The organism is Actinoplanes utahensis (genome assembly GCF_016862455.1).
GTDB classification, from domain to species: Bacteria; Actinomycetota; Actinomycetes; order Mycobacteriales; family Micromonosporaceae; genus Actinoplanes; species Actinoplanes utahensis.
This window is the reverse complement of sequence record NZ_BOMZ01000018.1, coordinates 63574-90006: the sequence shown is the minus strand read 5'-3', so window position 1 is coordinate 90006 and position 26433 is coordinate 63574. Positions and strand designations below refer to the sequence as shown.

Genomic DNA, 26433 nt, shown 5'->3' with positions numbered 1-26433 from the left:
TACCCGAGGTGACCATGGAAACCGCACGGCAGAGCCGGATGGCCGTGGCCTGGCCGTGGATCGGCACCGCCGCACGGGTCGGCCTCGCCGCCGTCTGGCTGGTCGCGGGCTCGCTCAAGGTCGGCGACCTGGCCGCCTCGGCCCGGGCCGTCCACGCCTACGACCTGATGTCCTACGACACCGCCAAGGTGGTCGGCGCGGTCCAGCCGTTCCTGGAGATCGCGCTCGGGCTCCTACTGCTGATCGGCCTGTCCACCCGGCTGACCGCCGCGATCTCGGCGGTGCTGATGACGGTCTTCATCGCCGGCATCGCCCAGGCGTGGGCGCGCGGGCTGCGGATCGACTGCGGCTGCTTCAGCACCGGCGGCCAACTGGCCGAAGGCGTGGGTACGGCGTACGGCATCGACATCCTGCGTGACCTGGCGTTCCTGGCACTCTCCGGGTTCCTGGTCCGGTGGCCGCGCACCCGGTTCTCCGTCGACGGCGTCCTATTGGGGGATCGATGAGCAAGGGCAGCAAGGATCGGGCCGTCAAGGCGCGCCAGATCGTCGCCGAGCAGAAGGCCCGCGAGCGGCGCCGCACCGTGACGCTGTGGACCTCCGTCGCCGTGGTCCTCGTCCTCTTCGTCGCCGGCCTGATCGGGTACACCAAGCTCAGCGGCCAGGACGACACCACCGCCGCCGCCACCGCTCCCGCCTCGGCCGTCGACGACGGCACCGCCTTCGCCGTCGGCAGCGGCCCGGTCACGGTCGACATCTACGAGGACTTCATGTGCCCGGCCTGCGGCAGCTTCGAGGAGACCACCGGGCCCACGCTGAAGCAGCTGGCCACCGACGGCAAGATCACCCTGCGGTTCCACCCGGTGGCGATCCTGGACCGGTTCTCCAACGGCACCGCGTACTCGACCCGCGCCGCCGCCGCGTCCGCGGCCGCCGCCGAGGCCGGTAAGTTCGTCGAGTTCCACGACGCGCTCTACGCCAACCGGCCGGCGGAGAACACCGACGGCCTCACCGACGCGGCGATGCTCGAGCTGGCCGCCGGCATCGGCCTGACCAGCGAAACTTTCACCGATGCGGTGAACGGGGGAACCTACAAGGCATGGGCAGCGCAGGCGACCGAGAAATTCGCCGCGAAAGGCTACACCGGCACCCCGACCATCGTGGTCGGCGGCGAGAAGCTGACCGGGCCGAACGACACCGTTCCGGACACCGCCCTGGTCACCGAGACCATCGGCAAGGCGGCCGGGTGAGACGGCTCCTCCTCTGGGCCCTCGCGGTGGCCGGCACGGTTCTCGTGCCGGCCACCCCCGCGTCCGCGCACGTCGGCGACACCGCCTCGGTCAGCGACTACCGGATCACCGTCACCGGGCTGAGCAGCCCGATGGACGGCCTCACCGTCCGGGTCGTCGAGGGCGGCGCCCGCCTCGAGCTCAGCAACACCACCGGCCGCACCATCGAGGTCCTCGGCTACTCCGGTGAGCCGTACCTGGAGGTGCGCCCGGACGGCGCCTACGAGAACGTGAACTCGCCGGCCACGTACGTCAACGAGACCCTCGGCGGCGAGACCCCCGTCCCACCCGCCGCGAACCCCACCTCGGCGCCGTCCTGGCGCCGGATCTCCGGCGACACCACCGTCCGCTGGCACGACCAGCGCATCCTGTGGACCGAGGCCGGCCCGCCACCCGTGGCCGCCGCCGCCCCGGACCAGCGGCACCGGCTGCGCGAATGGGCCGTGCCGCTGCGCGACCAGGTGCGGACCTTCGACATCCAGGGCACCCTCGACTACGAGCCACCGCCGCGCGCCTGGGCCTGGTGGACCGGCGCCGCTCTGCTGGGCCTCGCCGTCACCGTCCTGGCCTCGCGGTGGCCACGGTCCGCCGGCCCGCTCGCGGTCGCCGGCGGCCTGACCACCCTGGGGTACGTCGTGACGACCGTCCTGGACGGCGGCGGATGGGCCGGCGTCCCGATCGTCGCGGGCCTGCTCGCCTGCGCGGCCGCGTACCGCCCGCCGCCGTTCTTCCTGACCCTCGCCGGTTTCGTGCTCGCCGCGTTCGCCGGTTTCGGCAGCGCCGACGTCTTCTTCGCCGCGGTCGTCCCGTCGGCCGGCCCGGGATGGTTCCCCCGCGTCGCCGTCGCCGTCGCCATCGGCGCGGGCGCCGGTCTCGCCCTCACCGGCGTGCTCCGGCTCCGCGCCGCCGTCCCCACCCCGGCCCCGGAACCGGCGCCGGCTCAGCCGGTGCCGTGACTTCCGGTCACCCCCGGCTGGTTCTCCGCGCCGTCTCCGCGCGGCCGAGACAGCGCGGAGAACCAGCCGGACCCGGCGTCAGACTCCGGCGATGTCGTCGACGTCGACGTTGACGGCCAGGACGTTCAAGCCGTAACCCTGCAGGGCCTCGATGACCTTCGCCTGGACCGCGGCGGTCACCTCGGCGACGACCCGGCCGGCCTCCAGGACCAGCACCACATTCACCGTGACGTCGGAGCCGGACACCTTCGCCGACACCCCGCGGCTCGCGTCGCCGACGCTGTCCAGGCCGACCCGGTCGAGGACGCTGTTGAAGAAGCGGGCCACGTCGCCGCCGAGCTCCGCGACACCCGGCACGGCCTTCGCCGCGGCGACGGTGATCTTCTCGACCACCTCGCTGGAGACGGTCGTGGTGCCGGCCGGGGTGGTGCCCGCCGGGATGGTGCCGTCCGTAGCCTCGCTCATCGCCCTGATCTCCACTCTCGACGCCGCGTTCCGGCGCGCTTGTCACATCTCGGCTCTCGCCTGTCACCGCTCGCCGGGAGCGTACTCAAGACGGGCGATCCCCGGCTATCCCGAGGCTGGTACTCCGTGCGCAGAACCAGTTGCCAATGCCGTCGTTTCCGTTCCGGAACGGCTTTCCGGGCGCGCGATGACCGCCCACGGAATATCCGCGAAACGGAATCCACAGAAGTCGATAATTGGCACGGCACGCAGTGCGAGGAATTGCTAACGTACGGTCACCGCAATTGCTCGAGGAGGAACGATGCCCTCGCAAGGAAGCGACCATTACGGGGACGAGCTCACGCTCCGGCTCTCACACATCGCCGACACCCGGCTCCTCGACGACGACGCCACCCTCACCCGGTTCATGCGCGACCTGGTCGGCCGGATCGGCATGACCGTCATCGCCGGCCCGCTCATCGCCACCGAGGACGGCCCACCCGAGAAAGCCGGAAAATCAGCCGTCGTCATCCTCGCCGAATCGCACGCCGCCATCCACACCTACCCCCACCTGCGGGAGATCCTCGTCAACGTCTTCTCCTGCAAACCGTTCCGCGAAGCCGACGTGCTCGCCGAATTCCACCGCCTCGTCGGCGACTACGAGATCAGCGAACGCACCCTCACCCGCCGCGGCGAGGAATGGCCCCGCGACCTCACCGCCGCACGAACGCTCTGGAGCGGACAGCGAGCCGCCTGAACAACCGCACCGCACTAACCTCAGTCACATGACAGACAACGTGCGTCTCAGCGCCGGCGACGCCGCGCCCGACTTCACCCTGCCGACCGACACCGGCGACAGCCTCTCCCTCAAGGACCTGCGCGGGCGCAAGGTCGTGCTGTACGCGTACCCGGCCGCCATGACGCCCGGCTGCACCAAACAAGCCTGCGACTTCCGCGACTCGCTCGCCTCCCTCCAGGCCGCCGGTTACGAGGTGGTCGGCATCTCTCCCGACAAACCCGCCAAACTGGCCAAGTTCCGCGAACACGACGCCATCACGTTCCCCCTGGTCAGCGACGAGGACAAGAGCGTCCTGACCGCCTACGGCGCCTTCGGCGAGAAGCAGCTGTACGGAAAGACCGTCACCGGCGTCATCCGCTCCACCTTCGTCATCGACGAGAACGGCGCGATCGAACGCGCCCTCTACAACGTCAAGGCCACCGGCCACGTCGCCAAACTCCGCCGCGACCTCGGCCTGGACTGACCGGCGAATCCCGCTGACTGGAAAGGTCGGCGGAAACCCACAACTCCGGGCCGTCCCGGCCGATGGGGAGAGCAATCGCAGCTCCTTTCCGGCAAGATGCGACCCGGACTCACGGCGGCCGTCATGTGGTAGCCAACCCACAAGGCGGCCGCCGTGCACCTTTCACGCGGCTTCAGAGAGATGACGCAAGACTAGTGACACGAGACTATTGGCTTGTGTAAGCTGTTCGCATGCCAAGGGCGAATTACACAGCCGACGTGCTCGCCGCAGCAGCCACCCACTCCACCAGCATCGCTGGGGTGCTGCGCATGCTGGGTCTGCGTCCAGCCGGCGGTTCACACTCACATATCAGCCGACGATTGAAGCAACTCGGCATCGACACGTCACACTTCACCGGGTCCGCCCACAACCTCGGTGACCACAACCTCCGTAACGTGCCGAGACGCGAGCGCCTGCAGCGACTCCCGGAAGGCTCTCGTCGAGTCCCAGGGAAACGGTTACGGACGGCTCTTACCAACATCGGCGTACCCGAACACTGCGCATGGTGCGGTTGCGGAACCATCTACAACGGCAGGCCGCTGGTCCTGCATGTCGACCACATCAACGGCGACTTCCTCGACAACCGACCTGACAATCTGCGTCTTCTCTGCCCCAACTGTCACAGCCAGACAGCGAACTTCGCTGGCCGCAGTCGAGCAGAACAGCACGACCCGCTCACCCGAGCCAATGGACAGGGCGATCCGCCGAATGAGCTCGAAGCGCTCACCGAGGAGGCGAGGATCGAGATCGTTCGCCAGGTGCAGCAAAGCCGGTTGAGCGTCACCGATGCCGCCCGCGCACTCGGCTGCAATCACAGCTACGTGAACACACTGACGCATCGCTTGGCGGCATGGGGCACCCTCACGCCTGCACCCCGGCAGGGCCGGATCTCCGCCCCCGACCGCGCCGAGGTCATAGCTTTCGCGCAAGCGCATCCGACGTGGGGCACACGGAGATTGGCGGCATCCCTCCGCGTCAGGCCGTCACGGCCCATCACCATCTCGGCGACCACGGTCGCGGTTATTCTTCGGAAGAGCCAGTCGGCCACCCTGGAGGCCTAGTCGACGGACAGCGGCACTCCACAAGGACACATCACTGATTCCGGCGACTCCACGCGTCCTGCAATCGGTTACCGGTACTTCGCCTGCCGGGCCGACGGCGGAGCAAACGACGAAGGTGTCACCCGACCGGGAATCTGCCAGGAAGACGGCTCCCGCCTCGACAGGAACCTCGACAGGATGTGTACATTTATGCCTCTGAGGGGCCGTAGCCCAATTGGCAGCAGGCACACGGTTTAGGTCCGTGACAGTGCGGGTTCGAGTCCCGCCGGCCCTACAGACGAACGGGTCGCCTCGTCGGTCATCGACCGATGAGGCGACCCGTTGCTGCTTCAGCAGGAGGCGTTGGCCGGCTGGTCGGCGGCGGCGAGATTGACCAGGGGCTGGTCGGCGGGGGTTTCGGTCGGAACGGCCCCGACGGCGCTAGGGGCAGTGGAGGCGGATTCCAGGAGCGGAGCGGCCTTGGCGCCGGCAGCTGCCGCCGACGGGGAGGCCGGGGCCGAGGTCTTGGCCTTGGTCGCGGCGGAGGTGGTGGCCTTGGTCGGGGGGCTCGTCTTCTCGGTGGTGGTGGCGGTGGTGGAGCCGCCGGTGATGCGGGTGCCGGTCTTCTGGACGGTTCCGGGGGACATCGTGATGCCGGAGACGGTGGTGGTGTTGCCGTACACGTCGGTGATCTTGATTTTGAAGGGGCCGGAACCGGCGCCGGCGTCGATCAGCCAGTAGTTGAAGTCGGTGCGGTGGGCGGTCTTGAAGCTGCCGCCGCCGCTGGCGACCTTCACTGAGCTGAGCAGGTTGGCGTGGTTGTCGATGCGGGCGGCGAACCAGTACCGGGACGCGCCCTCCTTGATCCGCACGCTGATGCCGGCGGGGGTGGCCGGGTTGGTGACCAGCTTGTATTTGATCGGGATGATGCCGTCGATCTCGGCGCCGATCTTCTTGAAGGCGGTGCGGCTCAGGTCGATGTGGCCGGCGGGGCATTCGGGGCAGGAGTCGAAGACCTTGACGCGGACCTTGCCTTTGGGGCCGGTGACGTCGAGGTAGGCCCCGCAGGAGGCGCCCGCGGAGTATTCGGTGGGGCCGAGGGCCACGTACAGGTCGTCGGCGGGCACCTCGAAGGAGCAGTTGCCGGAGGTGCCGGCCAGGTCGTAGAAGGTGGCCTTGCCGGATTTGGCGGTGGTGCTCGGCGGCGCGGCGCACGCGGATCCACTGTTCTGCAGGAGCATGGCGACGCCGAGGATGCCGGCCAGGACGGCGGCGCCGCCGGCAGCGAGCCAGCGGGCGGGGAACTTCGGTCGATGAGCACTCACGACCTGGCATCCTGGTCGCCGTGGCGGGCCGGGGGCAACTCTCCTAAGACTCTCCTAAGGCAGGGTCATCAGCTCGAGTGATCGCGCTCCCATGATCAGTCGTGGTGACCGTGATCAACCGGGGGGTGACCGTGATCGACCGGGGTGACCGCGATCAGCCGGAGCGGCCGTGGCTAGTCGGGTGACCGTGATCAGTCGGGGGTGACCGGGTCGCCGACGCGGATCGTGGTGGTGTGGCCGGCGGGCAGGTCGGGGATGAGGTTGACGGCGAACAGCAGTCCTTGGCCGACGCGGCGGTGCCGGCCGAGGACGTGCAGCGGCTGCCGGCCGGTTTCGCCGGTCTCCTGGTCGATGGTGGTGACCCGGCAGCGTGCGCAGGCTTTGGCGACACGGAAGGTGGTCTCGCCGATGTGCAGGGTGCGGCCGATCCAGTGGTCCTCGGCCCAGGCGGGTGCGCCGTCGACGACGAGGTTGGGCCGGAAGCGGTGCATGGGGACGGGTTGGTCACCGGCCTCGGCGAGCCAGTCGTTGACGGCGTCGAGGGAGGCGGTGTTGGCGAGGAGGACGGGGTAGCCGTCGGCGAGGCTGACCCGGTCGCCGGGTTGGGCGTGGTCGTGGACGGTGCGGGCGGTGGGGTCGGCCTGCCAGACGAGGCGGGCTTCGTGGCCGAGGAAGGCGGAGATCCACTCGGTGTCGGCGAGGCGGGCGGGGACGGGTTCCTTGTTGCGGAACACCCGCACCTGGATCTTGGCGCCGTCGGTGGGTTCGGCGATGTCCAGGTCGGCGAGGCCGCCGGCGCCGAGGGTGAGGCCGCCGGGGCGTGGGCGGGCGGCGAGCTGGGTGAGGCGGGGCGTGTCGCGCTGGGTGATGCCGACGCCGTCGGGGTCGACGATCATCCAGCGGCGGTCGCCGGCGAGGCCCCACGGCTCGACCCGGGCTTCGTGGTGATCGAGGCGGTGGCATCCCTTGACGGGGTACGTGTGGAGCGCCGAGATCCGCATGTCCTCAGACTGCCATAACGGCTATCCCGATTTGGCCGTCCGTTCAGTGATCATGACTACCCCTCCCGTTCTTGATCAACTACGCTCACGCCCTTCAGCTTTGTCGATCTCGGCCCGGCAGGGCCGTCGGTACCTTTTTACGGGAGTTTCTTCGATGACTCAGCAGGTCGTTGGCGCACCGGTCAAGCAGGTCGGTCTCGCGTACGTGCTCTGGTTCTTCTTCGGCGGGATCGGTGTGCACAAGTTCTACCTGGGCAAGACCGGCCTCGGTATCGCGTACATCTTCACCCTGGGCTTCCTGGGTATCGGTCTGCTGATCGACCTCTTCACGCTGCCGAAGCAGGTCGCTGAGGCGAACGCGCGCCTGGCGGGTGCCGCGGTCTGACACGATCAGCCCGGAACGGGCCGGATCCCCTGGACAGGGGGTCCGGCCCGTTTCGTTGGCGCCCGGCACGGCGTTGTCGTACATGACTTCTGGCTTTCTGAAAGATTTTATGCATAAGCTGCCCGCGTGAATGACGATGCGGTCAGGACGGCCGGGCGGGTGCTGGATCTGTTCCAGGGCGCGCGCCTCACCCCCACCCAGCGGCGGATCGCGCACAGCCTGGTGGAGCACGCGGCGAAGGCGGCCTATCTGTCCGCCGCCGAGGTGGCCGAGCTGGCCGGGGTCAGCCAGCCGTCGGTGACCCGGTTCGCGATGGCGCTGGGCCATTCCGGATATCCGGCGCTGCGGCGGGAGCTGCGGGCGCTCACCACCGGCGAGCCGGCCGAGCCGGCCGAGCAGAACGCGATGCAGAGCGCGGTGCACGGTGAGACGGAGCACCTGCGGCGGGTCGCGGAGCAACTTCACGATCTCGATGACGTACGCCGTGCGGCCGCCCTGCTGATCGACAGCCGCCCCCTGCCCGTCCTGGGCCTGCGCGCCGCCGCACCGCTCGCGGCGTACTTCGGCTATTTCGCCGCGAAGGTGTTCCCGGGTGTGCGGGTGCTCGACGGCGGTGGCACGAGCCTGCTGGACCGGCTCGATCAGGCCCATGCGGACGGCGCCGGTGCGATGCTGGCCATCGTGCTCCCCCGTTACCCGCGTGAGTCGGTGGAGGCCGTCCGCGAGGCGAAGGCGGCCGGGCTCTCGGTGGTCGCGATCACCGACTCGGCGGTCAGCCCGGTGGCCGAGCACGCCGACGTGGTGCTGCCCGCCGCGGTCGGCACGCAACTCGTCTTCGACCTGCACACCGGCCCGATGGCGATGGCCATGGTGCTGCTGCAGGCGATGTGTGACGCGGCCCCGGAGCCGGTGCAGCGCCGTCTCGAGGAGTTCGAGGCGACCGCCGCCCGCCGGCACGTTTTCATGGCCTGAGGGAGGAACGAGATGTCGGAGATCAGGGCGCCGCGCGGTACGGCGTACACCGCGAAGGGTTGGCCGCAGGAGGCCGCCAAGCGCATGCTGATGAACAACCTGGACCCGGAGGTGGCCGAGAGGCCGCAGGATCTGGTGGTGTACGGCGGGACCGGTCGCGCCGCCCGTGACTGGCCGTCGTTCCACGCGATCGTCCGGGAACTGGACGGGTTGCGAGGTGACGAGACGCTTCTGGTGCAGTCCGGCAAGCCGGTCGGTGTGTTGCGCACCCACGAGTGGGCGCCGCGGGTGCTGATCGCGAACTCGAACCTGGTCGGCGATTGGGCGACCTGGCCGGAGTTCCGCCGCCTGGAGCAGCTGGGCCTGACCATGTACGGGCAGATGACCGCCGGTTCGTGGATCTACATCGGAACGCAGGGGATCCTTCAGGGCACCTACGAGACGTTCGCGGCGGTGGCCGCCAAGAGGTTCGGTGGCGATCTGGCGGGGACGCTGACGCTGACCGGCGGGTGCGGCGGGATGGGTGGCGCGCAGCCGCTGGCGGTGACCATGAACGGTGGCGTATGCCTGGTCGTGGACGTGGACCGGACCCGTCTGCAGCGCCGCGTCGACACCCGGTATCTCGATGTCATCGCGGACAGTCTGGACGAGTCCGTGAACATCGCGATGACGGCGAAGCAGGAGCGTCGAGCGCTGAGCATCGGCGTCGTCGGCAACGCCGCGGAGGTCTTCCCGGCGCTGCTGAGGGCCGGCGTAGCGATCGACATCGTCACCGATCAGACCAGCGCCCACGACCCGCTGAGCTATCTGCCGCTCGGCGTCGCACTGGACGAAGCCGCCGACTTCGCCCGGAAGAATCCGGACGAGTTCACCGAGCGGTCCCGGGACAGCATGGCGCAGCAGGTCGAGGCCATGGTCGGGTTCCAGGACGCCGGAGCCGAGGTGTTCGACTACGGCAACTCGATCCGGGGCGAGGCGAAACTCGCCGGCTACCAGCGGGCCTTCGACTTCCCCGGGTTCGTTCCCGCGTACATCCGGCCGCTCTTCGCCGAAGGCAAGGGCCCGTTCCGGTGGGCGGCGCTCTCCGGCGACCCGGCCGACATCGCCGCCACCGACCGCGCGGTCCTCGACCTGTTCCCGGAGAACGAGCCGCTCGCCCGGTGGATCCGGTTGGCCGGCGAGCGGGTCGCCTTCCAGGGGCTGCCGGCCCGGATCTGCTGGCTGGGATACGGCGAACGCGACGTCGCCGGGGTCCGCTTCAACGACATGGTCGCCCGCGGTGAGCTGAGCGCGCCGATCGTGATCGGCCGGGACCACCTGGACTCCGGGTCGGTGGCGTCGCCGTACCGGGAGACCGAGGCGATGCTCGACGGCTCCGACGCGATCGCCGACTGGCCGCTGCTGAACGCGCTCGTCAACACCGCGTCCGGGGCGAGCTGGGTGTCGATCCACCACGGTGGCGGGGTCGGCATCGGCCGCAGCATCCATGCCGGTCAGGTCTGTGTGGCCGACGGCACCGCGCTGGCGGGGCAGAAGATCGAGCGGGTGCTGACCAACGACCCGGCGATGGGCGTGCTGCGCCATGTCGACGCGGGGTACGAGTCGCAGTCGGCCGGTGGCGTGCAGATTCCGATGAAGCCATGAGCGAGCTTGCGAGCGAATCGGTCGGCTCAGTCATGAACTCAGGGCGACGCCGGAGCGCAGCGGAGGTGGCGCCATGAGCGAGTTCGCGAAGCTGTGGGCGGAGATTGCGCCGGTCGGGCGGGCGGACAGCGGCGGCTATCTGCGGTTCGCGCTGACCGAGCCGGAGCTGACGTTGCGGGACTGGTTCCGGGCGCAGGCCTCGTTCCGGGACATGACGGTGACCGAGGACGGGAACGGGAATCTGTTCGCGTGGCGGGGTGAGCCGTGGGCGCCGGGGACCGTGCTGACCGGGTCGCATTTCGACTCGGTGCCGCACGGGGGCGGTTATGACGGGCCGTTGGGGATCGTGAGCGCATTCCTGGCCGTCGACCGTCTTCCAAGTGACCGAAAAGTCGGGATTGCGGCTTTTGTCGAGGAGGAGGGTGGGCGATTCGGCGTACCGTGCCTAGGATCCAGGCTTTTGACCGGCGCGATCGCACCCGAGAAGGCCGCGACGCTGAAGGACCGTGACGGCGTCACCTTCAGCGCCGCCCTGAACTCCGTTCCGTCCGGATTTATCGGACAAATCGCCAACGTAGCAGCTTACGTCGAACTGCACATCGAGCAGGGACGCGCCCTCACGACTCCGGTCGGAGTGGGCAGCGCGATCTGGCCGCACGGCCGCTGGCGGATGGATTTCACCGGCGTCGGCGACCACGCCGGGACGACCCGGATGACCGACCGGCACGACCCGATGCTGACGTTCGCGCACACCGTGCTCGCCGCCAACCGGGCGGCGATCGAGGCCGGCGCGCACGCCACCATGGGCCGCGTCCAGGTCGAACCGAACGCCACCAATGCCATCCCGTCGCTGGTCCGCGGCTGGCTGGACGCCCGGGCCGTGGACACCGCCACCCTCGGCCGGCTGGTCGACGCGGTGGTGCGCGAGGCGACCGAACGGGCCGGCCGGGACGGAACCGCGCTGGCGGTGACCGCCGAGTCGGTGACCGGCGAGGTCGCCTTCGACACCGCGCTGGCCGGGCGGCTGTCCGCGCTGCTGGGCGACGCGCCGATCCTGCCGACCCAGGCCGGGCACGACGCCGGGGTGCTGTCGGCGCACGTGCCGACCGCGATGCTGTTCGTCCGCAACCCGACCGGGGTGTCGCACGCTCCCGCCGAGCACGCCACCGAAGCCGACTGCGAGGCCGGCGTGGAGGCTCTGGCCACGGTCCTGGAGGAGCTGGGATGAGGTTCTTCGCGAGGCACGCGTGGGTCGGTGGCCGGGTCGAGGACGACGTGCTGATCGAGATCGGGGACGGCCGGTTCACCACCGTGACGCCGGGTGCGCGGACCGACGGCGAGATCCTGCCCGGCCTGGTGCTGCCCGGCCTGGCGAACGCGCACTCGCACGCCTTCCACCGGGTGCTGCGCGGCCGCACGCACAGCGGCCGGGGCAGTTTCTGGACCTGGCGGGAGCAGATGTACGCGGCCGCCGCGACCCTGGACCCGGACTCCTACCTGACGCTCGCGCGGGCCGTCTACGCCGAGATGGCGCTGGCCGGGATCACCTGCGTGGGCGAGTTCCACTACCTGCACCACGGGCCGGGCGGCGCCCGTTACGACGACCCGAACGCGATGGGCGCGGCCCTGATCCAGGCCGCCGACGAAGCCGGTATCAGGATCACCCTGCTCGACACGCTCTACCTGACCGCGGGCGTGGACGGGACGCCGTTGCGGGGTGTTCAGGAACGGTTCGGCGACGGCGACGCGGCGGCCTGGGCGGAACGGGCCGACCGGCTCACGGCGGCCCCGCACGCCCTGATCGGCGCGGCGATCCATTCGGTACGGGCGGTGCCCGCCGACCAACTGCGCCTGCTGGCCGGCCGTGCCCCGCTGCACGTGCACCTCTCCGAACAGCGCGCCGAGAACGAGCAGTGCCGGGCCGTGCACGGTTGCACCCCCACCGAACTGCTGGACCGGCACGGCGTCCTCGGGCCGGGAACCACCGCCGTGCACGCCACCCACCTCACCGACGGTGACGTGAAACTGCTCGGCGACAGTGGCGCGGGCGTCTGCCTCTGCCCCACCACCGAACGGGATCTGGCCGACGGCATCGGCCCGGCGGGGCGGCTCGCCGGCGCAAACGTGCCGCTCAGCCTGGGCAGCGACAGCCATGCGGTGATCGATCCGTTCGAGGAGATCCGCGGCCTGGAGATGCACGAGCGGCTGGCCACCGAGAGCCGCGGCCACTTCCCGGCGGCGGCGCTCATCGCGGCGGCGGCCCATCATGCCGCGCTGGGCTGGGACGATGCGGGCGGTATCGCGCCCGGCTTGCGAGCCGATCTGGTCGCGGTCTCCCTGGACGGCGTACGGACCGCCGGCGCCCGTCCGGACCAGGCGATCTTCGCGGCCACCGGGGCGGACGTCACGCACGTGATCTCCGGTGGCCGGCGGATCGTCGCCGACGGGCGGCACACGCTCGTGGACGTACCCCGCGAACTGGCGAAGGCGCTGTCATGAGCGTTCTGATCACCGACATCGGTGAGCTGTTCACCAACGACCACAGCCTCGGGATCCGGCACGACATGGCGGTCGTGGCGGAGGACGGCCTGATCGCCTGGATCGGCCCGGCGTCCTCGGCTCCGGCGGCCGACACGGTGCTGAACGCGGACGGGGCCGCGGTGCTGCCCGGCTTCGTGGACAGCCACGCGCATCTGATCTTCGCCGGGGACCGGGCGCCCGAGTTCGCGGCCCGGATGGCCGGGGAGTCCTACACCGGCGGCGGGATCCGGACCACGGTCGGCGCGACCCGGGCGGCGTCCGACGACGAGCTGCGCCGCAATGCGCGGCGACTGGTGGGCGAGGCGCTGCGGCAGGGCACCACCACGATCGAGATCAAGTCGGGGTACGGGCTGAACGTGGCCGACGAGGCGCGGTCCCTGCGGATCGCGGCCGAGTTCACCAGCGAGACGACGTTCCTCGGGGCGCACGTGGTGCCGGCCGAGTACCGGGACGATCCGTGGGCGTACGTCGCCCTGGTCACCGGCCCGATGCTCAACGCCGCCAGGCCGTACGCCCGCTGGATCGACGTGTTCTGCGAACGCGGGGCCTTCGACGCCGACCAGGCCCGCACCGTCCTGGCCGCCGGGCAGGCCGCCGGGCTCGGCCTGCGGGTGCACGGCAACCAGCTCGGGCCCGGCCCGGGCGTTGCGCTGGCCGTCGAGATGGGCGCGGCGAGCGTCGACCACTGCACCCACCTCACCGGCGACGACGTGGACGCGCTCGCCTCGACGGTGATCGACTGCATGTGTCACTGCGACGGCGCCTCCGGTACGGTCGCCACCCTGCTGCCGGGCGCGGAGTTCTCCACCCGGTCGCCCTATCCGGACGCCCGGCGGCTGCTCGGCGCCGGCGTCACCGTCGCCCTCGCCACCGACTGCAACCCGGGGTCGTCGTACACGTCCTCGATGCCGTTCTGCATCGCGCTGGCCGTACGCGACATGGGCCTGACCCCGAGCGAAGCGGTCACGGCAGCCACCGCGGGTGGCGCGCACGCCCTGCGCCGCACCGACATCGGCCGGATCTCGGTCGGCGCCCGCGCCGATCTGATCGTCCTGGACGCACCCTCCCACCTGCATCTGGCCTACCGGCCCGGTGTGCCACTGATCCGAACCGTTCTGCACGACGGAGTGCCGCAATGATCGTCACCGTTCAGCCCACCGGGGTCTCCCCCGCCGACGTCCTCGCCGTCGCCCGATCCCCCTTCCCTGCCGGAGCCTCCACGGCCGGTGGCGACGTCCGCGTCGAGATCTCGCCCGCCGCCGTCGACGCGATGGCCGCCAGCCGGGCCATCGTCGACAACATCGAGGCGTCCGGGCGGCCCGTCTACGGCGTCTCCACCGGCTTCGGCGCGCTCGCCGGCACGTCGATCGAACCGTCCCGCCGGGCCGAACTGCAACACGCGCTGATCCGCTCGCATGCCGCCGGCATCGGCGCGCCGATGCCGCGCGAGGTGGTCCGGGCGATGATCCTGCTGCGGGTGCGGTCGCTGGCGCTGGGCCGCTCCGGGGTCCGGCCGGAACTCGCCCAGGGCCTCGTCGACCTGCTCAACCACGACATCACGCCGTGGGTGCCGGAACACGGCTCGCTGGGCGCCTCCGGCGACCTGGCGCCGCTCGCGCACTGCGCGCTGGTGCTGCTCGGCGAAGGGTGGGTGCTCGGCAAGGACGGCTCCCGGATCACCGGGGCGGAGGCGCTGCGCGGCGCCGGGCTGCGGCCGCTGGACCTGGCCGCCAAGGAGGGCCTGGCGCTGATCAACGGCACCGACGGCATGCTCGGCATGCTGCTGCTGGCGATCGCCGACGCCCGGCACCTGTTCGCGATGGCCGACGTGACCGCGGCGCTGGCCATCGAGGCGATGCTCGGCTCGGACCGGCCGTTCCTGCCCGAACTGCACGACATCCGCCCGCACCCCGGCCAGGCCGCGTCGGCGGCGAACATCCACCGGCTGCTGCAGGGCTCGGCGATCATGGACTCGCACCGGGACGACCTGGCGCACGCGGTGCAGGACGCGTACTCGATGCGCTGCGCCCCGCAGGTCGCCGGCGCGGCCCGGGACACCCTCGACTTCGTCGCCGTCACCTGCGGCCGGGAACTGGTGTCGGTGGTGGACAACCCGGTGGTGCTGACGGACGGGCGGGTCGAGTCGACCGGGAACTTCCACGGCGCCCCGCTCGGTTTCGCCGCCGACTTCCTGGCCATCGCCGCCGCCGAGGTCGGCGCGATCGCCGAACGCCGGGTCGACCGGCTGCTCGACGTCACCCGCTCCCGCGACCTGCCGCCGTTCCTGTCCCCCGACGCCGGGGTCAACTCCGGCCTGATGATCGCCCAGTACACGGCGGCCGGGATCGTCGCGGAGAACCGGCGGCTCGCCTCCCCGGCCTCGGTGGACTCGCTGCCGACCAGCGGCATGCAGGAGGACCACGTGTCGATGGGCTGGGCGGCCGCCAAGAAGCTGCGCACCGTCCTGGACAACCTGACCAGCCTGCTCGCCGTGGAACTGCTCGCCGCGGTCCGCGGTCTGCAGCTGCGCGCCCCACTCGTCCCCTCCCCGGCCGGGCGGGCGGCGGTGGCGGCGGTCGCACCGTTCGCCGGCAGCCCCGGCCCCGACCTGTTCCTCGCCCCCATCCTGGAACAGGCTCGCGCCGTGGTCGCCGGCCCGGCCCTGCGCGCCGCCGTCGAGGCCACCACCGGCCCACTGCGCTGAAGCCTTTCGGTGTGCGGAGCCCGGCCGCTGTGCGCGCCCGGACTCCACACACCGAAGTCGATGCGGGAGGCTCGGGGGATGATGCACCGTCACTCCGGGCTGATCTTCACCGGGCACACCCTTTCCGTACCTCTGGAACATCGGAGGCCGACGGGCCCGCGGATCGAGATCTTCGCGCGTGAGGTGCGGGAGAACGATCCGGCGGCCGAAAGCCGGCCGTTCCTGCTCTACCTCCAGGGCGGGCCGGGACACCGGGCGCCGCGGGAGCTGCCGGTGTGGCTGCGCCGGGCGGTCCGCGACTACCGGGTGGTGCTGCTCGACCAGCGCGGCACCGGGCGCAGCACCCCGCTCACCCGGCAGACGCTGGCCCGCGTCGACGATCCGGCCGGGCATCTGGCGCACTTCCGGGCGGACAGCATCGTGGCCGACGCCGAACTGCTACGGGCCCACCTGGCCGGGGACCGGCCGTGGAGCGTGCTGGGGCAGAGCTTCGGCGGGTTCTGCGCGGTCACCTACCTGAGTTTCGCCCCGCAAGGGCTCCGCGAAGTGATCATCACCGGTGGGCTGCCGGGGCTGACCGCGACCGCGGAGGACGTCTACCGGGCCGCCTATCCGCGGGTGCTGGCCCACAACGAGCGGTACTACGCGCGGTACCCGGAGGACGAGGCACTGGCCCGGCGGGTCGTCGACGCGCTGCGCGACCAGGACGCCCGGCTGCCCGGCGGGGACCGGCTCACCCCGCGCCGGTTCCAGACGCTCGGCATCCACCTCGGCTCCCAGGCCCGCTTCGACCTGCTGCACCACCTCCTCGAGGAGGCGTTCGCCGGGCCCGAGCTGTCCGAGGTGTTCCTGCGCCGGGTGGACGCGGCGATCTCGTTCGCCGAGTTCCCGCTGTTCGCGACCGCGCACGAGGCGATCTACGGCCAGGGTGCGGCGACCGGGTGGGCGGCGCACCGGGTCCGCGACGAGTTCCCGGCGTTCGACCTGGACGCGGGCGGACCGGTCCGGTTCACCGGGGAGATGATCTATCCCTGGCTGTTCGAGGAGGACCCGGCGCTGATCCCGCTCGCCGGCGCGGCCGGCCGGCTGGCCGCCAAGGACGACTGGCCGGCGCTGTACGACCCGGCGCGGCTGGCCGCCAACGAGGTGCCGGTGGTGGCCGCCGTCTACCACGACGACATGTACGTGGACCGGGACATGTCGCTGGCCACCGCCGCCACCGTCAAGGGCCTGCGGCCGTGGGTGACCAACGAGTACGCCCACGACGGTCTCGGGCGCTCCGAACGCGTCCTCGACCGTCTGCTGGAGCTGTTGAAGGACTGAAGACCCGGTGTGGTTCGGGCGCGCAGGGCGGCCGGACCACACCCACGTCAGCGGGGCAGTTCCTTGGCGATGACCTTCGCCAGTTCGCGGAGGGCCTTGCCACGGTGGCTGATGGCGTCCTTCTCGGCGGGGGCGAGCTCGGCGTTCGTCCGGTCCTGGCCGTCCCCGAGGAAGATCGGGTCGTAACCGAAACCGCCCTCGCCGCGGCGGCTGCGCATCAGGCGCCCGGTCTGGCGGCCCTCCACCAGGTGCTCGCGCCCGTTCGGCAGCACCAGCGCGGCCGCGCACACGAACGCCCCGCCCCGCTGCTCGTCGGCGACATCGCTGATCTGGGCCAGGACCAGGTCCAGGTTGGCCGCGTCGTCGCCGTGCCGGCCGGACCAGCGGGCGCTGAAGACGCCGGGCATGCCGTTGAGCGCGTCGACCGCGATGCCGGAGTCGTCGGCCACCGTCGGCAGGCCGGTCCGCTTGGCGCCCTCCCGGGCCTTGATCAGCGCGTTCTCGCCGAAGGTCAGGCCGGTCTCGGGCACGTCCGGATAATCCGGGAAGTCACCGAGGCCGACCAGCTCGATCTGGCTGCGGCCGAGCGCCGCGTCCAGGATCCGCTGCAGCTCGACGAGCTTCTTCATGTTCCCTGTGGCCAGCAGCAGCCGCGCGCCGCTCATGAGGAGAGGGCCTTCTGCTGCGCGGCGGCCAGCTCGGCGCAGCCGAGCACACCGAGATCGAGCATGGCGTCCAACTGAGCCCTGCGGAACACGCCGTTCTCCCCCGTCCCCTGCACTTCGACGAAGTCGCCCTCGCCGGTGCACACCACGTTCATGTCGACGCCGGCGGCGACGTCCTCCTCGTAGTTCAGGTCGAGGCGGGCCTCACCGTCGAAGATGCCCACACTGACCGCCTGGATCGAGGTGTGCAGCACCTTCTCCACCTTGCCCGCGAGCGCCTTGCGCGAAGCCAGCCAGGTGACCGCGTCGTGCAGGGCCACATAGGCGCCGGTGATCGCGGCGGTCCGGGTGCCTCCGTCGGCCTGGAGCACGTCACAGTCGAGAACGATCGAATTCTCGCCGAGCGCCTTCAGGTCGATGCAGGCCCGCAGGCTGCGACCGATCAGGCGGGAGATCTCCTGGGTGCGGCCGCCGACCTTGCCCTTGACGCTCTCCCGGTCGCCGCGGGTGTTGGTGGCGCGGGGCAGCATCGCGTACTCCGCGGTGACCCAGCCGAGGCCGGAGCCCTTGCGCCAGCGGGGAACCCCCTCGGTGACGCTCGCGGTGCACAGCACCCGGGTGTTGCCGAACTCCACCAGCACCGAGCCTTCGGGGTGGATGCTCCAGTGCCGGGTCAGGGTCACCGGTCGCAGCTGGTCGGCCGTTCGGCCGTCGGGACGTGCCATACCCCCAACCCTATGCGTAACGGGCGGCGCCGGCTTCGTCCGCCCCGGCCTCACGCGGTTTTTCCTCGGTGGCGGCGATCCGGCGAGGGCAGGGAACACCGTCGACGTACGACGTGGACGGCACCGCCGGCCGGATCAGACCCGCCAGCGGGCCCGTCGCGGGCTCCGGGATCGCCTCGTGCGCCCGCAGGAAACCCTCGACCGATTCGGGCCAGCCGTACCGCTCCGCCTGCGCGCGGGCCGCCGCCCGGCGCTCCAGCCGGGGCCGCTCCATCAGCCGGCTGACCGCGTCGGCGAACGCCTCGGCCGTGCCGGGCACCGACACGCCGCCGTCACCGACCACCTCGGGCAGGGCACTCTGCTCGTTCACCACCACGGGCGTGCCGCAGGCCATCGCCTCCAGAGTGGCCAGCCCGAACGTCTCCACCGGACCGGGCGACAACACCACGTCGGCGCTGGCCAGCAGCGCGGCGACGGCCGGGCGCTCGGAGATGTGACCGGCGAAGCGGACCGGCAGACGTGCCCCCCGGTACGCCAGGGCGGTGCGCCGGGTGCCGTCACCGGCCATCACCAGCACCGCCGGGACCTTGCCGTTGCGCAGCGCGGCGACCGTGTCGACGGCCAGCTCCGGCCGTTTCGCCGCGGAGAGCCGGCTGCAGTAGACCAGCAGCAGCTCGTCGGGCCGCGCGTACCGCGAGCGGACGGCGGCGTCCATCGCGCCCGGGTTGAACAGGTCGAGGTCGACGCCGAGCGGCACCTCCACCAGGTTCGGCACACCGATGCGGCGGAACTCCTCGGCGGCGAACGCGGTGGTGCAGACGATCGTGTCGAACGCCTCGGCGGTGCGCCGGTTGAACCGGTCGGCGAGAGCGTCGCGTTTCGGCATGCCCCAGACGCCGAGCAGACCGGCCAGGCTCTCGTGGGACACCATCATCGAGCGGACCCCGCGACGGCGCGCCCAGTCGCCGGTCCAGCGCAGCGTGGTGCGGTCGGAGACCTCGATCCGGTCCGGCTCCAGACCGTCCAGCAGCTTGATCAGCTCACGCCGGCCGGCGAGCACACGGTAACCACCGGTGCGCGGCAACGGTGCGCTGGGCAACGTGATGACCCGGCCCTGGGTGGTGACCTTGTCGGAATAACGACGGCCGGGGACGACCAGCACCGCCTCGTGCCCGGCCGCCTGGTAGCCCCGACCCAGCTCGCGCAGCGCGGTCCGCAGGCCGCCGGTGTGAACCGTGACGAAGTTGGCCAGGCGAACGATGCGCATGCAACAACTCCAAGTCACGACACGTGATGCGGTCGGTGCTGAGCCGATCTCGCCCCCGTAACCGGCTCAGAGATCGTATCTGGCACCGGGGCGGACGACTTCGACCGGTCCCGCATAGGCGGCGGTGGCGGCTTCCACAATAGATGCCTCACTGGCCCAGGCCGGCACGAGATGGGTCAGCAGCAGCCTGCCCACATCGGCCTTCGTCGCCGCCTCGCCGGCTTCTCCGCCGGTCAGATGCAGGTCAGGCGGATTGACCACACCGTCCTGGTAACTCGCCTCACAGAGGAACAGATCGGCGTGGGCGGCCAGCCGCAGCAGCGCCTCGCAGGGCGCCGTGTCCGACGAGTAGGCCAGCACCCGGCCGTTGTGCTCGACGCGGACCCCGTACGTCTCCACGGGATGGTTGACCCGGTCCACGGTGACCGTCAGCGGCCCGATGGGGAACGTGCCGGGCTGGAGCCCGTAGAAGGTGTAGACGTCGTCGACCGGCTCGCCCTCGGTGCTGTAGGCGGCGGCGATCCGCTCGGCCGCGCCCAGCGGGGCGTAGACCGGCAGCGGGGGCAGCGCGCCGGCCGGGTCGTAACGGCGGACCACGACGTAGGTGCAGGCGTCCAGCATGTGGTCGCAGTGCAGGTGAGTGAGGAGGATGGCGTCGACGCGCCGCATGTCCGAGTAACGCTGCAGGGCCGAGAGCGACCCGGAACCGAAGTCGATCAGGAGCCGGAATCCCTCGGCCTCCACCAGGTACGCCGAACATGCCGACTCGGGGCCGGGGAAACTGCCGGCACAACCGAGAACGGTTAGTCGCATCCGGATCCCTCTGGCTCACGCTGTGTTGGCCCGACCCGAGTCGCCGGCCACGCCTCACCCGACCGGTCCGCGCCGGACTTGTCAGACCAGTCAATCACGGTGCGAAGCGTACGCCGCGACAACTGCCCGGCGTTAACAACTGATCGATTTGTCGCTAAATCGACAACACACATCACAGCCCTCGTGACCTCGTCCATCACCTTTGCGCCGTCACGTCCGGTGATCCACCCGCGTTGCTCAGGGTGAGTGCTTTGAAGATCATCGGCTGGAGGCGACATGACCGCGATCGAGCAGGCGCGGACGACCCGGATCGTGACTCAGGCGAACCTTCCGCAGGCGAGCCCGCCGCCCCCGGATCCCGAGCTCTCCTTCCGCTTCCCGGCGCCGGACGACCCGGCGCCGGGAGCCGCGCGGATGCTCGCGATCGCCCTCTACAGCGCTGCGCTCGGACTGTGCGGGGTCGCCGTCGGCCTGTGGGCGGTGATGGCCGTGTTCAGCGGGGCGCCCGGCTGGTATCTGCCGGTGCTGGCCCTGCTGACCATGCTGAGCGTGGCGCCCGTGGTGGCCGCGTACCTCGCCATCCACCAGCGCACCCTGCCCTGGTTCCTGCTGCTGGCCGCGGCCCCGCCGATGGCCGTGAACGTGTGGGTGGCCCTGTCCTACTGATCCGGCGTGCCGCGGTCGGCCGTCATACCCGGAGCGTGTGGAGTCCGGCCGCTGTCCGCGCCGCGACTCCACACGCCGGAACTCAAGCCCAGAGCTGGCCCTCGAGGGCCTCTTCCGCCTCGTTGAGCGTGCCGCCGTAAGCGCCGGTCGACAGGTATTTCCAGCCCGCGTCCGGGACCACGAAGGCCACGTCGGCACGGTTGCCGGCCCGGACCGCCTCGTGCGCCACCGCGAGGGCCGCGTGCAGCACCGCCCCGGTGGAGAACCCGGCGAAGATGCCCTCGACCTCGATCAGCTGCCGGGTCCGCAGCACTGCGTCCCGGGTCCCGACCGAGAACCGCCGGGTCAGCACCGAGGCGTCGTACAACTCGGGGACGTAACCCTCGTCGATGTTGCGCAGGCCGTAGACCAGCTCGCCGTACCGCGGCTCGGCGGCGATGATCTGGATGCCGTCGACCTTCTCCCGCAGGAAGCGGCCGGTGCCCATCAGGGTGCCGGTGGTGCCCAGACCGGCCACGAAGTGCGTGATCGTGGGCAGGTCGTGCAGCAGCTCCGGGCCGGTCGTCTCGTAATGCGCGCGGGCGTTCGCCGGATTGCCGTACTGGAACAGCATCTTCCAGTCGGGATGCTCGGCGGCGATCTGCTTCGCGGTCGCGACGGCCTGGTTGGAACCACCCGCGGCCGGCGAGAAGATGATCTCCGCGCCGTACATCCGGAGGAGCTGGGTCCGCTCGGCCGAGACGTTCTCCGGCATCACGCAGACCAGCCGGTAACCCCGGAGCTTGGCGACCATGGCCAGGGCGATACCGGTGTTGCCGCTGGTCGGCTCGAGGATCGTGTCACCGGGCCGCAGGTGCCCGGACTCCTCGGCCTCGCGCACCATGAACAGCGCGGCACGGTCCTTGATGCTGCCGGTCGGGTTGCGGTCCTCCAACTTGGCCCAGAGCCGCACCGGCGGCGCCCCCTCGGGCACCGCCGGGGAGAGGCGGGGCAGGCCGACCAGCGGCGTGCCCCCGCACGCGTCCAGCAGGCTCTCGTAACGAGCCATCGGTCTTAGAGACCGCCGAGCAACGCCGCCGCGGCGGCGAAGCCGAGGGCGCCACCGGCGACGGCCGGGAGGATGGTGACCGAGTCGCCGTCCTTGACCTTGGCGTCGAGCGCGCCGAGGAAGCGGACGTCCTCGTCGTTGACGTAGATGTTCACGAACCGGTGCAGGCCGCCCTCGGGCGTGATCAGCCGGCCCTTGAGGCCGCTGTGCTTGGCGTCCAGGTCGTCGATCAGCTCGGTGAGGGTGTCACCGGAGCCCTCCACGATCTTCGCGCCGCCGGTGTAGGTGCGCAGGATGGTGGGAACGCGGACTTCGATAGCCATGGCTGCATTTCTCCTAGAGGAGTCGAACGAAAACGGGCAGGGGTCGGTCGGGTCGGATCGCTGTTAACGGCAGCGACACTCGTAGAAGACCGACGCCGGGCTCTGCCCGAACATGAACGACTGCACAGCTGTGGAAATCACGCCTTCACCGTCGCATCCACGATGTTGACCTCTTCTTCGGTCACCACACCGTCCACGATACGGAACGAGCGGATCTCCTCCGTATCGGGCTCGCGGGTCGACACCAGGAGATAGTGCGCGTTCGGCTCACCGGCGAAGGAGATGTCGGTGCGGGACGGGAACGCCTCCGTCGCGGTGTGCGAGTGGTAGATCACCACCGGCTCCTCGTCGAGGTCGTCCATCTCGCGCCAGACCCGCAGGTGCTCCATCGAGTCGAACTCGTAGAACGTCATCGAGCGCGCCGCGTTGTCCATCGGGATGTGCCGGGTGGGCACGTCCTCGCCGATCGGCCCGGCGACGACGCCACAGGCCTCGTCGGGGTGGTCCCGGCGGGCGTGGGCGACGATCGCGTCGATGATCGCTCGGTCGATGGTCAGCACGTCGTTCACATTACCGTGAGATTTCGCCGAGCCCAGCGTGGCAGTTGCCACACTCAACGGATCTCAGGGAGCGCGTTGAGCAGCGATTCCTGGAGGTAGCCGAGGTAGGCGTACACCGAGAGCTGGAAGACCCGGCTGGAACCCGGGTCCTCGAGCACCGCGTCGTCCAGCTCCTCGCCCAGATCGGTGTCGGCCTTGATCTCCAGGCGGGTGCCCATGGCCAGCCGGGCGTCGTTGATCGCCCGCAGCCAGGCCTCGGCGGCCTCGCCGTCCAGGCGCACCTCCCCCTCCCCCTCGTCGGGAAGGGCGGCGAGGATCGCCCCCGCCTGGTCGATCTTGCTGGTCTTGAGATCGCCCTCGGTGTAGAGCCGGAACTCCTGCGAATCCTCCGGCAGGTCGGGATAGATGTCCGGGAAGAGCCGGCTCACCACGGGATCGGTGTGATCCATGCCGTCGGTCAGCAGACCGACCACCTCGGCCGCCACTTTCCGCAGGACTCGCACCTCGTCGTGCGCGAACGTGGCGACACACTGGCCACCGCTGCGTCGGAACATCTTCTTCCCCACCCGCTCGTCAGGCCGTCAACCGCGGTCGACAGTCGCCCAGAGACCGTATCCGTGCAGCTGGTTGGCGTCCATCTCCATGCGCTCGCGCGCACCCGTGGAAACCACCGCCTTGCCTTTCGTGTGCACGTCCATCATCAGCTTCTCGGCCTTTTCCTTGTTGTAGCCGAAGAGTTTCTGGAAGACCCACGTCACGTACGACATGAGATTGACCGGGTCGTCCCAGACGATGGTCACCCATGGCCGATCCTCGGCCGGTACTTCCTCTATCTCCGGCGTCTCGACGGGAGCAACCTGAGGCAACGCCATGCCCCCATGTTGCCACCGGATTCGGCGAACCGGTGAACCGGAGCATCGAACCGCTGGTCAACGGCCGCGTCGAGCCCCATGGTCGGCATCGCGGCCCGCGGCGCAATAGGGTGTGAGGCGTGGAGACCATCGCGCCGGCCCTGATGACGGACCAGTACGAGCTGACCATGGTCAGCGCCGCGCTCCGGGACGGCACCGCCGACCGGAACTGCGTCTTCGAGGTGTTCGCCCGAAGGCTGCCGACCGGCCGGCGGTACGGCGTGGTCGCCGGCACCGGCCGGCTGATCGAGCTGATCCGCGACTTCCGGTTCGAGCCGGGCGAGATCGAGTTCCTGCGCTCGGCCGGGATCGTCGACGAGGCCTGCGCCGATTGGCTCGCGGAGTACCGGTTCACCGGCGACATCGAGGGTTACTCCGAGGGCGAGCTGTTCTTCCCCGGATCACCGATCCTGACCGTGTCCGGCAAGTTCGCCGAGTGCGTGGTGCTGGAGACGCTGATCCTGTCGGTGCTCAACCACGACTGCGCCATCGCCGCCGCGGCCGCCCGGATGGTCACCGCGGCCCGCGGGCGCCCGATCATCGAGATGGGCTCCCGGCGCACCCACGAGCACGCCGCGGTGGCCGCCGCCCGGGCCGCCTACCTGGCCGGTTTCGCCTCCACGTCCAACCTGGCGGCCGGCCGCGCCTACGGCATCCCGACCACCGGCACGTCGGCGCACGCGTTCACGCTGCTGCACGACGACGAGCCGGCCGCGTTCGGGTCACAGGTCGCGGCGCTCGGCAAGAACACCACGCTGCTGGTCGACACGTACGACATCAGTCAGGGCATCCGCAACGCGATCGCGGTCGCCGGGCCCGATCTGCGGGCCGTCCGGATCGACTCGGGCGACCTGTCGGTGCTGGCCCAGCAGTCCCGTGAGCTGCTGGACTCGCTGGGCGCCACCGAGACCAAGATCATCGTCTCCGGCGACATGGACGAGTACTCGATCGCCACCCTCGCCGCCGAGCCGGTCGACATCTACGGCGCCGGCACCGCGGTGGTCACCGGCTCCGGCGCGCCCACCGCCAGCCTGGTCTACAAACTGGTCGAGGTCGACGGGCGCCCGGTCGTGAAACGCTCGGAGAACAAGGCGACCGTCGGCGGCCGCAAGGTCGCGATCCGCCGGCACAAGCCCACCGGCACCGCCACCGAGGAGATCATCTTCTCCCAGGGGGTGCCCGACCACCAGGCCAACGACCGGCTGCTGCAGCGCTCCTACATCGCCGCCGGCACGGTGCAGGACTCGCCGAGTCTCACCGAGTCCCGCGACCACCTCCGGCAGAATCTGATCTCCATCCCGTGGGAGGGCCTCAAGCTCTCCGCGGGCGACCCGGCCATCCCGGTCGTGATCGTTCCCACCGCCTAGCCTCGTTTCCACCGCATGGGGGCACACATGTCACGCGCATTGATCATCGTGGACGTTCAGAACGACTTCTGCGAGGGCGGCTCACTCGCGGTCGCCGGTGGCGCGGCAGTCGCCAAGGGCATCTCGCTGGTGCTCGACAAGGCCGGTGACCGCTGGGACCACGTGGTCGCCACCAAGGACTGGCACATCGACCCGGGGACGCATTTCAGCGACACCCCGGACTTCGTCGACTCCTGGCCGGTGCACTGCGTCGCCGGTTCGGCCGGCTCCGACTTCCACCCCGAGCTCGTCACCGACCGCATCGAGGCGGTCTTCCACAAGGGCGAGTACCAGGCGGCCTACTCCGGGTTCGAGGGTCACGGCGAAGACGGCGAAACCCTCGCCGGGTGGCTGCGGGCCAAGGGGGTCACCGACGTCGAGGTGGTCGGCATCGCCACCGACCATTGCGTACGGGCCACCGCGCTCGACGCCGCGCGAGAGGGCTTCAACACCACCGTCGTCCTCGAACTCACCGCCGGCGTGGCCCGGGCGACCACCGAGGCCGCCCTGGAGCAACTGCGCGCCGCCTCGGTCGGCACCACCGGCACGCCCGTCGTGGACGCCTGACGGAGCCCCTCCACATCGGCGTGACTTCACATCTTCACAATGTTCGATCCGGACTTCTGCGGCACCCACATCACCACCAGCAACGAGATCGCCGCGAACGGCAAGGCCACAACGTGAACCAGCTCGACTACAGGCCGGCCCGCATGGAGGCCTACAACACCGCCGTCATCGCCGGAGACTTCAACGGCCAGCCCGCTACGGCCGGCTCGACAACTGATACTCGCCGACGCTGAACGTCGCCAACAACAACGGCAACACCGGCGCCTACCGCGAGCTGGACGACAACGACTCGGGCAACTGCCTCGGGTACGGCGAGTGGACCGCCCCCGGCACCCCCGGCGCCACCCCGCCGTGCGGCGCCACCCCGCCGTGCGGCGCCACCCCGCCGTGCGGCGGCAGCGCCAAGATTGATCTGATCTTCGCCCGTCGGCACCGTCTCGTCGGCAGCTACAGCGGCGACTCTCTGAGCATCTCCACCGCCTGCTCCGCTTCCGGTCTGCGGCTCTCCCTCTTTCAACCTTTCCCCGGTACGGGCCACGCACGTTCCGTGGCTCCCCG

Annotated in this window: 28 protein-coding genes, 1 tRNA gene and 2 pseudogenes; 19 read left to right on the top strand and 12 right to left on the bottom strand. The window is 70.5% G+C overall.

Annotated elements, in window-relative coordinates; all coding sequences use genetic code 11:
* The first annotated feature begins 14 nt into the window (after positions 1-14).
* The 3 genes from Aut01nite_RS06025 to Aut01nite_RS06015 are packed head-to-tail and all read left to right on the top strand — an operon-like array spanning position 15 to position 2244.
* Entirely contained in the window at positions 15-506 is a 492-nt protein-coding gene (locus Aut01nite_RS06025; protein ID WP_043522194.1) for a MauE/DoxX family redox-associated membrane protein, read from the top strand.
* On the top strand, positions 503-1249 hold the full coding sequence (locus tag Aut01nite_RS06020) for a DsbA family protein (protein WP_043521910.1): 747 nt from the start codon (positions 503-505) through the stop codon (positions 1247-1249). Before Aut01nite_RS06025 ends, Aut01nite_RS06020 begins: the two co-directional genes overlap by 4 nt.
* Entirely contained in the window at positions 1246-2244 is a 999-nt protein-coding gene (locus Aut01nite_RS06015; RefSeq protein WP_043521911.1) for a hypothetical protein, read from the top strand. Before Aut01nite_RS06020 ends, Aut01nite_RS06015 begins: the two co-directional genes overlap by 4 nt.
* A 78-nt stretch (positions 2245-2322) precedes the next feature.
* On the opposite strand, the gene Aut01nite_RS06010 is transcribed toward Aut01nite_RS06015, so the two are convergent.
* Positions 2323-2709 carry an Asp23/Gls24 family envelope stress response protein gene (locus tag Aut01nite_RS06010; protein WP_043522195.1) on the bottom strand — a complete coding sequence of 129 codons (387 nt, stop codon included), beginning with the start codon at positions 2707-2709 and terminating at the stop codon, positions 2323-2325.
* A 301-nt stretch (positions 2710-3010) separates the two neighbouring features.
* Between Aut01nite_RS06010 and Aut01nite_RS06005 the strand changes: the two genes are divergently transcribed.
* The 4 genes from Aut01nite_RS06005 (at position 3011) to Aut01nite_RS05990 (ending at position 5324) form a co-directional block, all read left to right on the top strand.
* Positions 3011-3445 carry an S-adenosylmethionine decarboxylase family protein gene (locus Aut01nite_RS06005; RefSeq protein ID WP_043521912.1) on the top strand — a complete coding sequence of 145 codons (435 nt, stop codon included), beginning with the start codon at positions 3011-3013 and terminating at the stop codon, positions 3443-3445.
* Between the two features lie 28 nt (positions 3446-3473).
* Positions 3474-3950, top strand: coding sequence for a thioredoxin-dependent thiol peroxidase (bcp, locus tag Aut01nite_RS06000; RefSeq protein WP_043521914.1), 477 nt, complete (start codon positions 3474-3476; stop codon positions 3948-3950).
* A 230-nt stretch (positions 3951-4180) separates the two neighbouring features.
* Positions 4181-5050 carry an HNH endonuclease gene (locus Aut01nite_RS05995; RefSeq protein ID WP_083998458.1) on the top strand — a complete coding sequence of 290 codons (870 nt, stop codon included), beginning with the start codon at positions 4181-4183 and terminating at the stop codon, positions 5048-5050.
* Between the two features lie 199 nt (positions 5051-5249).
* Positions 5250-5324: transfer RNA gene (locus tag Aut01nite_RS05990), tRNA-Leu, on the top strand.
* Positions 5325-5379: 55 nt separating this feature from the next.
* On the opposite strand, the gene Aut01nite_RS05985 is transcribed toward Aut01nite_RS05990, so the two are convergent.
* Positions 5380-6354 carry an expansin EXLX1 family cellulose-binding protein gene (locus Aut01nite_RS05985; RefSeq protein ID WP_043521916.1) on the bottom strand — a complete coding sequence of 325 codons (975 nt, stop codon included), beginning with the start codon at positions 6352-6354 and terminating at the stop codon, positions 5380-5382.
* Between the two features lie 191 nt (positions 6355-6545).
* Positions 6546-7355 (bottom strand): MOSC domain-containing protein, encoded by an 810-nt coding sequence (locus tag Aut01nite_RS05980; RefSeq protein ID WP_043521918.1) that lies wholly within the window; start codon positions 7353-7355, stop codon positions 6546-6548.
* A 154-nt stretch (positions 7356-7509) separates the two neighbouring features.
* Between Aut01nite_RS05980 and Aut01nite_RS05975 the strand changes: the two genes are divergently transcribed.
* From Aut01nite_RS05975 to Aut01nite_RS05940, 8 genes are all read left to right on the top strand, one after another.
* Positions 7510-7740, top strand: coding sequence for a TM2 domain-containing protein (locus Aut01nite_RS05975; protein WP_043521920.1), 231 nt, complete (start codon positions 7510-7512; stop codon positions 7738-7740).
* A gap of 126 nt (positions 7741-7866) precedes the next feature.
* Positions 7867-8712 carry a MurR/RpiR family transcriptional regulator gene (locus Aut01nite_RS05970; protein WP_043521921.1) on the top strand — a complete coding sequence of 282 codons (846 nt, stop codon included), beginning with the start codon at positions 7867-7869 and terminating at the stop codon, positions 8710-8712.
* A gap of 12 nt (positions 8713-8724) precedes the next feature.
* Positions 8725-10356: a urocanate hydratase gene (gene hutU / locus Aut01nite_RS05965; protein ID WP_043521923.1), complete on the top strand. Its 1632-nt coding sequence runs from the start codon at positions 8725-8727 to the stop codon at positions 10354-10356.
* Positions 10357-10429: 73 nt separating this feature from the next.
* Complete coding sequence (locus tag Aut01nite_RS05960; protein ID WP_043521925.1) at positions 10430-11584, top strand: allantoate amidohydrolase; 1155 nt, start codon at positions 10430-10432, stop codon at positions 11582-11584.
* Positions 11581-12855 carry a formimidoylglutamate deiminase gene (locus Aut01nite_RS05955; RefSeq protein WP_043521926.1) on the top strand — a complete coding sequence of 425 codons (1275 nt, stop codon included), beginning with the start codon at positions 11581-11583 and terminating at the stop codon, positions 12853-12855. Before Aut01nite_RS05960 ends, Aut01nite_RS05955 begins: the two co-directional genes overlap by 4 nt.
* Positions 12852-14036, top strand: coding sequence for an imidazolonepropionase (hutI, locus tag Aut01nite_RS05950; RefSeq protein ID WP_043521927.1), 1185 nt, complete (start codon positions 12852-12854; stop codon positions 14034-14036). Before Aut01nite_RS05955 ends, hutI begins: the two co-directional genes overlap by 4 nt.
* Entirely contained in the window at positions 14033-15601 is a 1569-nt protein-coding gene (gene hutH, locus Aut01nite_RS05945) for a histidine ammonia-lyase (RefSeq protein WP_043521928.1), read from the top strand. The genes hutI and hutH overlap by 4 nt, the downstream gene beginning before the upstream one ends.
* A gap of 78 nt (positions 15602-15679) precedes the next feature.
* Positions 15680-16924 carry an alpha/beta fold hydrolase gene (locus Aut01nite_RS05940; protein ID WP_236642482.1) on the top strand — a complete coding sequence of 415 codons (1245 nt, stop codon included), beginning with the start codon at positions 15680-15682 and terminating at the stop codon, positions 16922-16924.
* A 47-nt stretch (positions 16925-16971) separates the two neighbouring features.
* Here the strand turns inward: Aut01nite_RS05940 and rdgB are convergent, their stop codons facing one another.
* The 4 genes from rdgB to Aut01nite_RS05920 form a co-directional block, all read right to left on the bottom strand.
* Positions 16972-17589, bottom strand: coding sequence for an RdgB/HAM1 family non-canonical purine NTP pyrophosphatase (gene rdgB, locus Aut01nite_RS05935; RefSeq protein WP_043521930.1), 618 nt, complete (start codon positions 17587-17589; stop codon positions 16972-16974).
* Positions 17586-18314 (bottom strand): ribonuclease PH, encoded by a 729-nt coding sequence (gene rph, locus Aut01nite_RS05930; RefSeq protein WP_043521931.1) that lies wholly within the window; start codon positions 18312-18314, stop codon positions 17586-17588. The genes rdgB and rph overlap by 4 nt, the downstream gene beginning before the upstream one ends.
* Positions 18315-18324: 10 nt before the next feature.
* Positions 18325-19581, bottom strand: coding sequence for a glycosyltransferase (locus tag Aut01nite_RS05925; protein ID WP_043521932.1), 1257 nt, complete (start codon positions 19579-19581; stop codon positions 18325-18327).
* A gap of 66 nt (positions 19582-19647) precedes the next feature.
* Positions 19648-20394, bottom strand: a complete 747-nt coding sequence (locus tag Aut01nite_RS05920) for an MBL fold metallo-hydrolase (RefSeq protein WP_043521933.1) — start codon at positions 20392-20394, stop codon at positions 19648-19650.
* Positions 20395-20670: 276 nt separating this feature from the next.
* Between Aut01nite_RS05920 and Aut01nite_RS05915 the strand changes: the two genes are divergently transcribed.
* Complete coding sequence (locus Aut01nite_RS05915; protein ID WP_043521934.1) at positions 20671-21060, top strand: hypothetical protein; 390 nt, start codon at positions 20671-20673, stop codon at positions 21058-21060.
* Between the two features lie 82 nt (positions 21061-21142).
* Here the strand turns inward: Aut01nite_RS05915 and Aut01nite_RS05910 are convergent, their stop codons facing one another.
* The 5 genes and pseudogenes from Aut01nite_RS05910 to clpS all read right to left on the bottom strand — a co-directional run bounded on the left by Aut01nite_RS05910 (position 21143) and on the right by clpS (position 23863).
* Positions 21143-22108 (bottom strand): PLP-dependent cysteine synthase family protein, encoded by a 966-nt coding sequence (locus Aut01nite_RS05910; RefSeq protein ID WP_043521935.1) that lies wholly within the window; start codon positions 22106-22108, stop codon positions 21143-21145.
* Positions 22109-22113: 5 nt separating this feature from the next.
* Positions 22114-22431: a MoaD/ThiS family protein gene (locus Aut01nite_RS05905; RefSeq protein WP_043521936.1), complete on the bottom strand. Its 318-nt coding sequence runs from the start codon at positions 22429-22431 to the stop codon at positions 22114-22116.
* A gap of 63 nt (positions 22432-22494) precedes the next feature.
* A pseudogene (locus Aut01nite_RS05900) lies at positions 22495-22991 on the bottom strand (M67 family metallopeptidase).
* 53 nt (positions 22992-23044) lie between these two features.
* On the bottom strand, positions 23045-23545 hold the full coding sequence (locus tag Aut01nite_RS05895; RefSeq protein WP_043522197.1) for a DUF2017 domain-containing protein: 501 nt from the start codon (positions 23543-23545) through the stop codon (positions 23045-23047).
* A 27-nt stretch (positions 23546-23572) separates the two neighbouring features.
* Positions 23573-23863: an ATP-dependent Clp protease adapter ClpS gene (gene clpS, locus Aut01nite_RS05890; RefSeq protein WP_043521937.1), complete on the bottom strand. Its 291-nt coding sequence runs from the start codon at positions 23861-23863 to the stop codon at positions 23573-23575.
* 119 nt (positions 23864-23982) lie between these two features.
* Here clpS and Aut01nite_RS05885 point away from each other — a divergent pair, with 119 nt between their 5' ends.
* From Aut01nite_RS05885 to Aut01nite_RS45055, 3 genes and pseudogenes are all read left to right on the top strand, one after another.
* Positions 23983-25269 (top strand): nicotinate phosphoribosyltransferase, encoded by a 1287-nt coding sequence (locus Aut01nite_RS05885; RefSeq protein ID WP_043521938.1) that lies wholly within the window; start codon positions 23983-23985, stop codon positions 25267-25269.
* Between the two features lie 27 nt (positions 25270-25296).
* Positions 25297-25875, top strand: coding sequence for an isochorismatase family protein (locus tag Aut01nite_RS05880; protein WP_043521939.1), 579 nt, complete (start codon positions 25297-25299; stop codon positions 25873-25875).
* A gap of 54 nt (positions 25876-25929) precedes the next feature.
* A pseudogene (locus Aut01nite_RS45055) lies at positions 25930-26362 on the top strand (endonuclease/exonuclease/phosphatase family protein); the annotation flags it as partial.
* Positions 26363-26433: the final 71 nt, after the last annotated feature.

What these genes read in the sequence shown, in the direction of transcription:
- Aut01nite_RS06025 (WP_043522194.1), top strand. Translation starts at nt 15, where the DNA reads ATGGAAACCGCACGGCAGAGCCGGATGGCCGTGGCCTGGCCGTGGATC.
- Aut01nite_RS06020 (WP_043521910.1), top strand. Translation starts at nt 503, where the DNA reads ATGAGCAAGGGCAGCAAGGATCGGGCCGTCAAGGCGCGCCAGATCGTC.
- Aut01nite_RS06010 (WP_043522195.1), bottom strand. Translation starts at nt 2,709, where the DNA reads ATGAGCGAGGCTACGGACGGCACCATCCCGGCGGGCACCACCCCGGCC.
- Aut01nite_RS06005 (WP_043521912.1), top strand. Translation starts at nt 3,011, where the DNA reads ATGCCCTCGCAAGGAAGCGACCATTACGGGGACGAGCTCACGCTCCGG.
- bcp (WP_043521914.1), top strand. Translation starts at nt 3,474, where the DNA reads ATGACAGACAACGTGCGTCTCAGCGCCGGCGACGCCGCGCCCGACTTC.
- Aut01nite_RS05995 (WP_083998458.1), top strand. Translation starts at nt 4,181, where the DNA reads ATGCCAAGGGCGAATTACACAGCCGACGTGCTCGCCGCAGCAGCCACC.
- Aut01nite_RS05980 (WP_043521918.1), bottom strand. Translation starts at nt 7,355, where the DNA reads ATGCGGATCTCGGCGCTCCACACGTACCCCGTCAAGGGATGCCACCGC.
- Aut01nite_RS05975 (WP_043521920.1), top strand. Translation starts at nt 7,510, where the DNA reads ATGACTCAGCAGGTCGTTGGCGCACCGGTCAAGCAGGTCGGTCTCGCG.
- hutU (WP_043521923.1), top strand. Translation starts at nt 8,725, where the DNA reads ATGTCGGAGATCAGGGCGCCGCGCGGTACGGCGTACACCGCGAAGGGT.
- Aut01nite_RS05960 (WP_043521925.1), top strand. Translation starts at nt 10,430, where the DNA reads ATGAGCGAGTTCGCGAAGCTGTGGGCGGAGATTGCGCCGGTCGGGCGG.
- Aut01nite_RS05955 (WP_043521926.1), top strand. Translation starts at nt 11,581, where the DNA reads ATGAGGTTCTTCGCGAGGCACGCGTGGGTCGGTGGCCGGGTCGAGGAC.
- hutI (WP_043521927.1), top strand. Translation starts at nt 12,852, where the DNA reads ATGAGCGTTCTGATCACCGACATCGGTGAGCTGTTCACCAACGACCAC.
- hutH (WP_043521928.1), top strand. Translation starts at nt 14,033, where the DNA reads ATGATCGTCACCGTTCAGCCCACCGGGGTCTCCCCCGCCGACGTCCTC.
- Aut01nite_RS05940 (WP_236642482.1), top strand. Translation starts at nt 15,680, where the DNA reads ATGATGCACCGTCACTCCGGGCTGATCTTCACCGGGCACACCCTTTCC.
- rdgB (WP_043521930.1), bottom strand. Translation starts at nt 17,589, where the DNA reads ATGAGCGGCGCGCGGCTGCTGCTGGCCACAGGGAACATGAAGAAGCTC.
- rph (WP_043521931.1), bottom strand. Translation starts at nt 18,314, where the DNA reads ATGGCACGTCCCGACGGCCGAACGGCCGACCAGCTGCGACCGGTGACC.
- Aut01nite_RS05925 (WP_043521932.1), bottom strand. Translation starts at nt 19,581, where the DNA reads ATGCGCATCGTTCGCCTGGCCAACTTCGTCACGGTTCACACCGGCGGC.
- Aut01nite_RS05920 (WP_043521933.1), bottom strand. Translation starts at nt 20,394, where the DNA reads ATGCGACTAACCGTTCTCGGTTGTGCCGGCAGTTTCCCCGGCCCCGAG.
- Aut01nite_RS05915 (WP_043521934.1), top strand. Translation starts at nt 20,671, where the DNA reads ATGACCGCGATCGAGCAGGCGCGGACGACCCGGATCGTGACTCAGGCG.
- Aut01nite_RS05910 (WP_043521935.1), bottom strand. Translation starts at nt 22,108, where the DNA reads ATGGCTCGTTACGAGAGCCTGCTGGACGCGTGCGGGGGCACGCCGCTG.
- Aut01nite_RS05905 (WP_043521936.1), bottom strand. Translation starts at nt 22,431, where the DNA reads ATGGCTATCGAAGTCCGCGTTCCCACCATCCTGCGCACCTACACCGGC.
- Aut01nite_RS05895 (WP_043522197.1), bottom strand. Translation starts at nt 23,545, where the DNA reads ATGTTCCGACGCAGCGGTGGCCAGTGTGTCGCCACGTTCGCGCACGAC.
- clpS (WP_043521937.1), bottom strand. Translation starts at nt 23,863, where the DNA reads ATGGCGTTGCCTCAGGTTGCTCCCGTCGAGACGCCGGAGATAGAGGAA.
- Aut01nite_RS05880 (WP_043521939.1), top strand. Translation starts at nt 25,297, where the DNA reads ATGTCACGCGCATTGATCATCGTGGACGTTCAGAACGACTTCTGCGAG.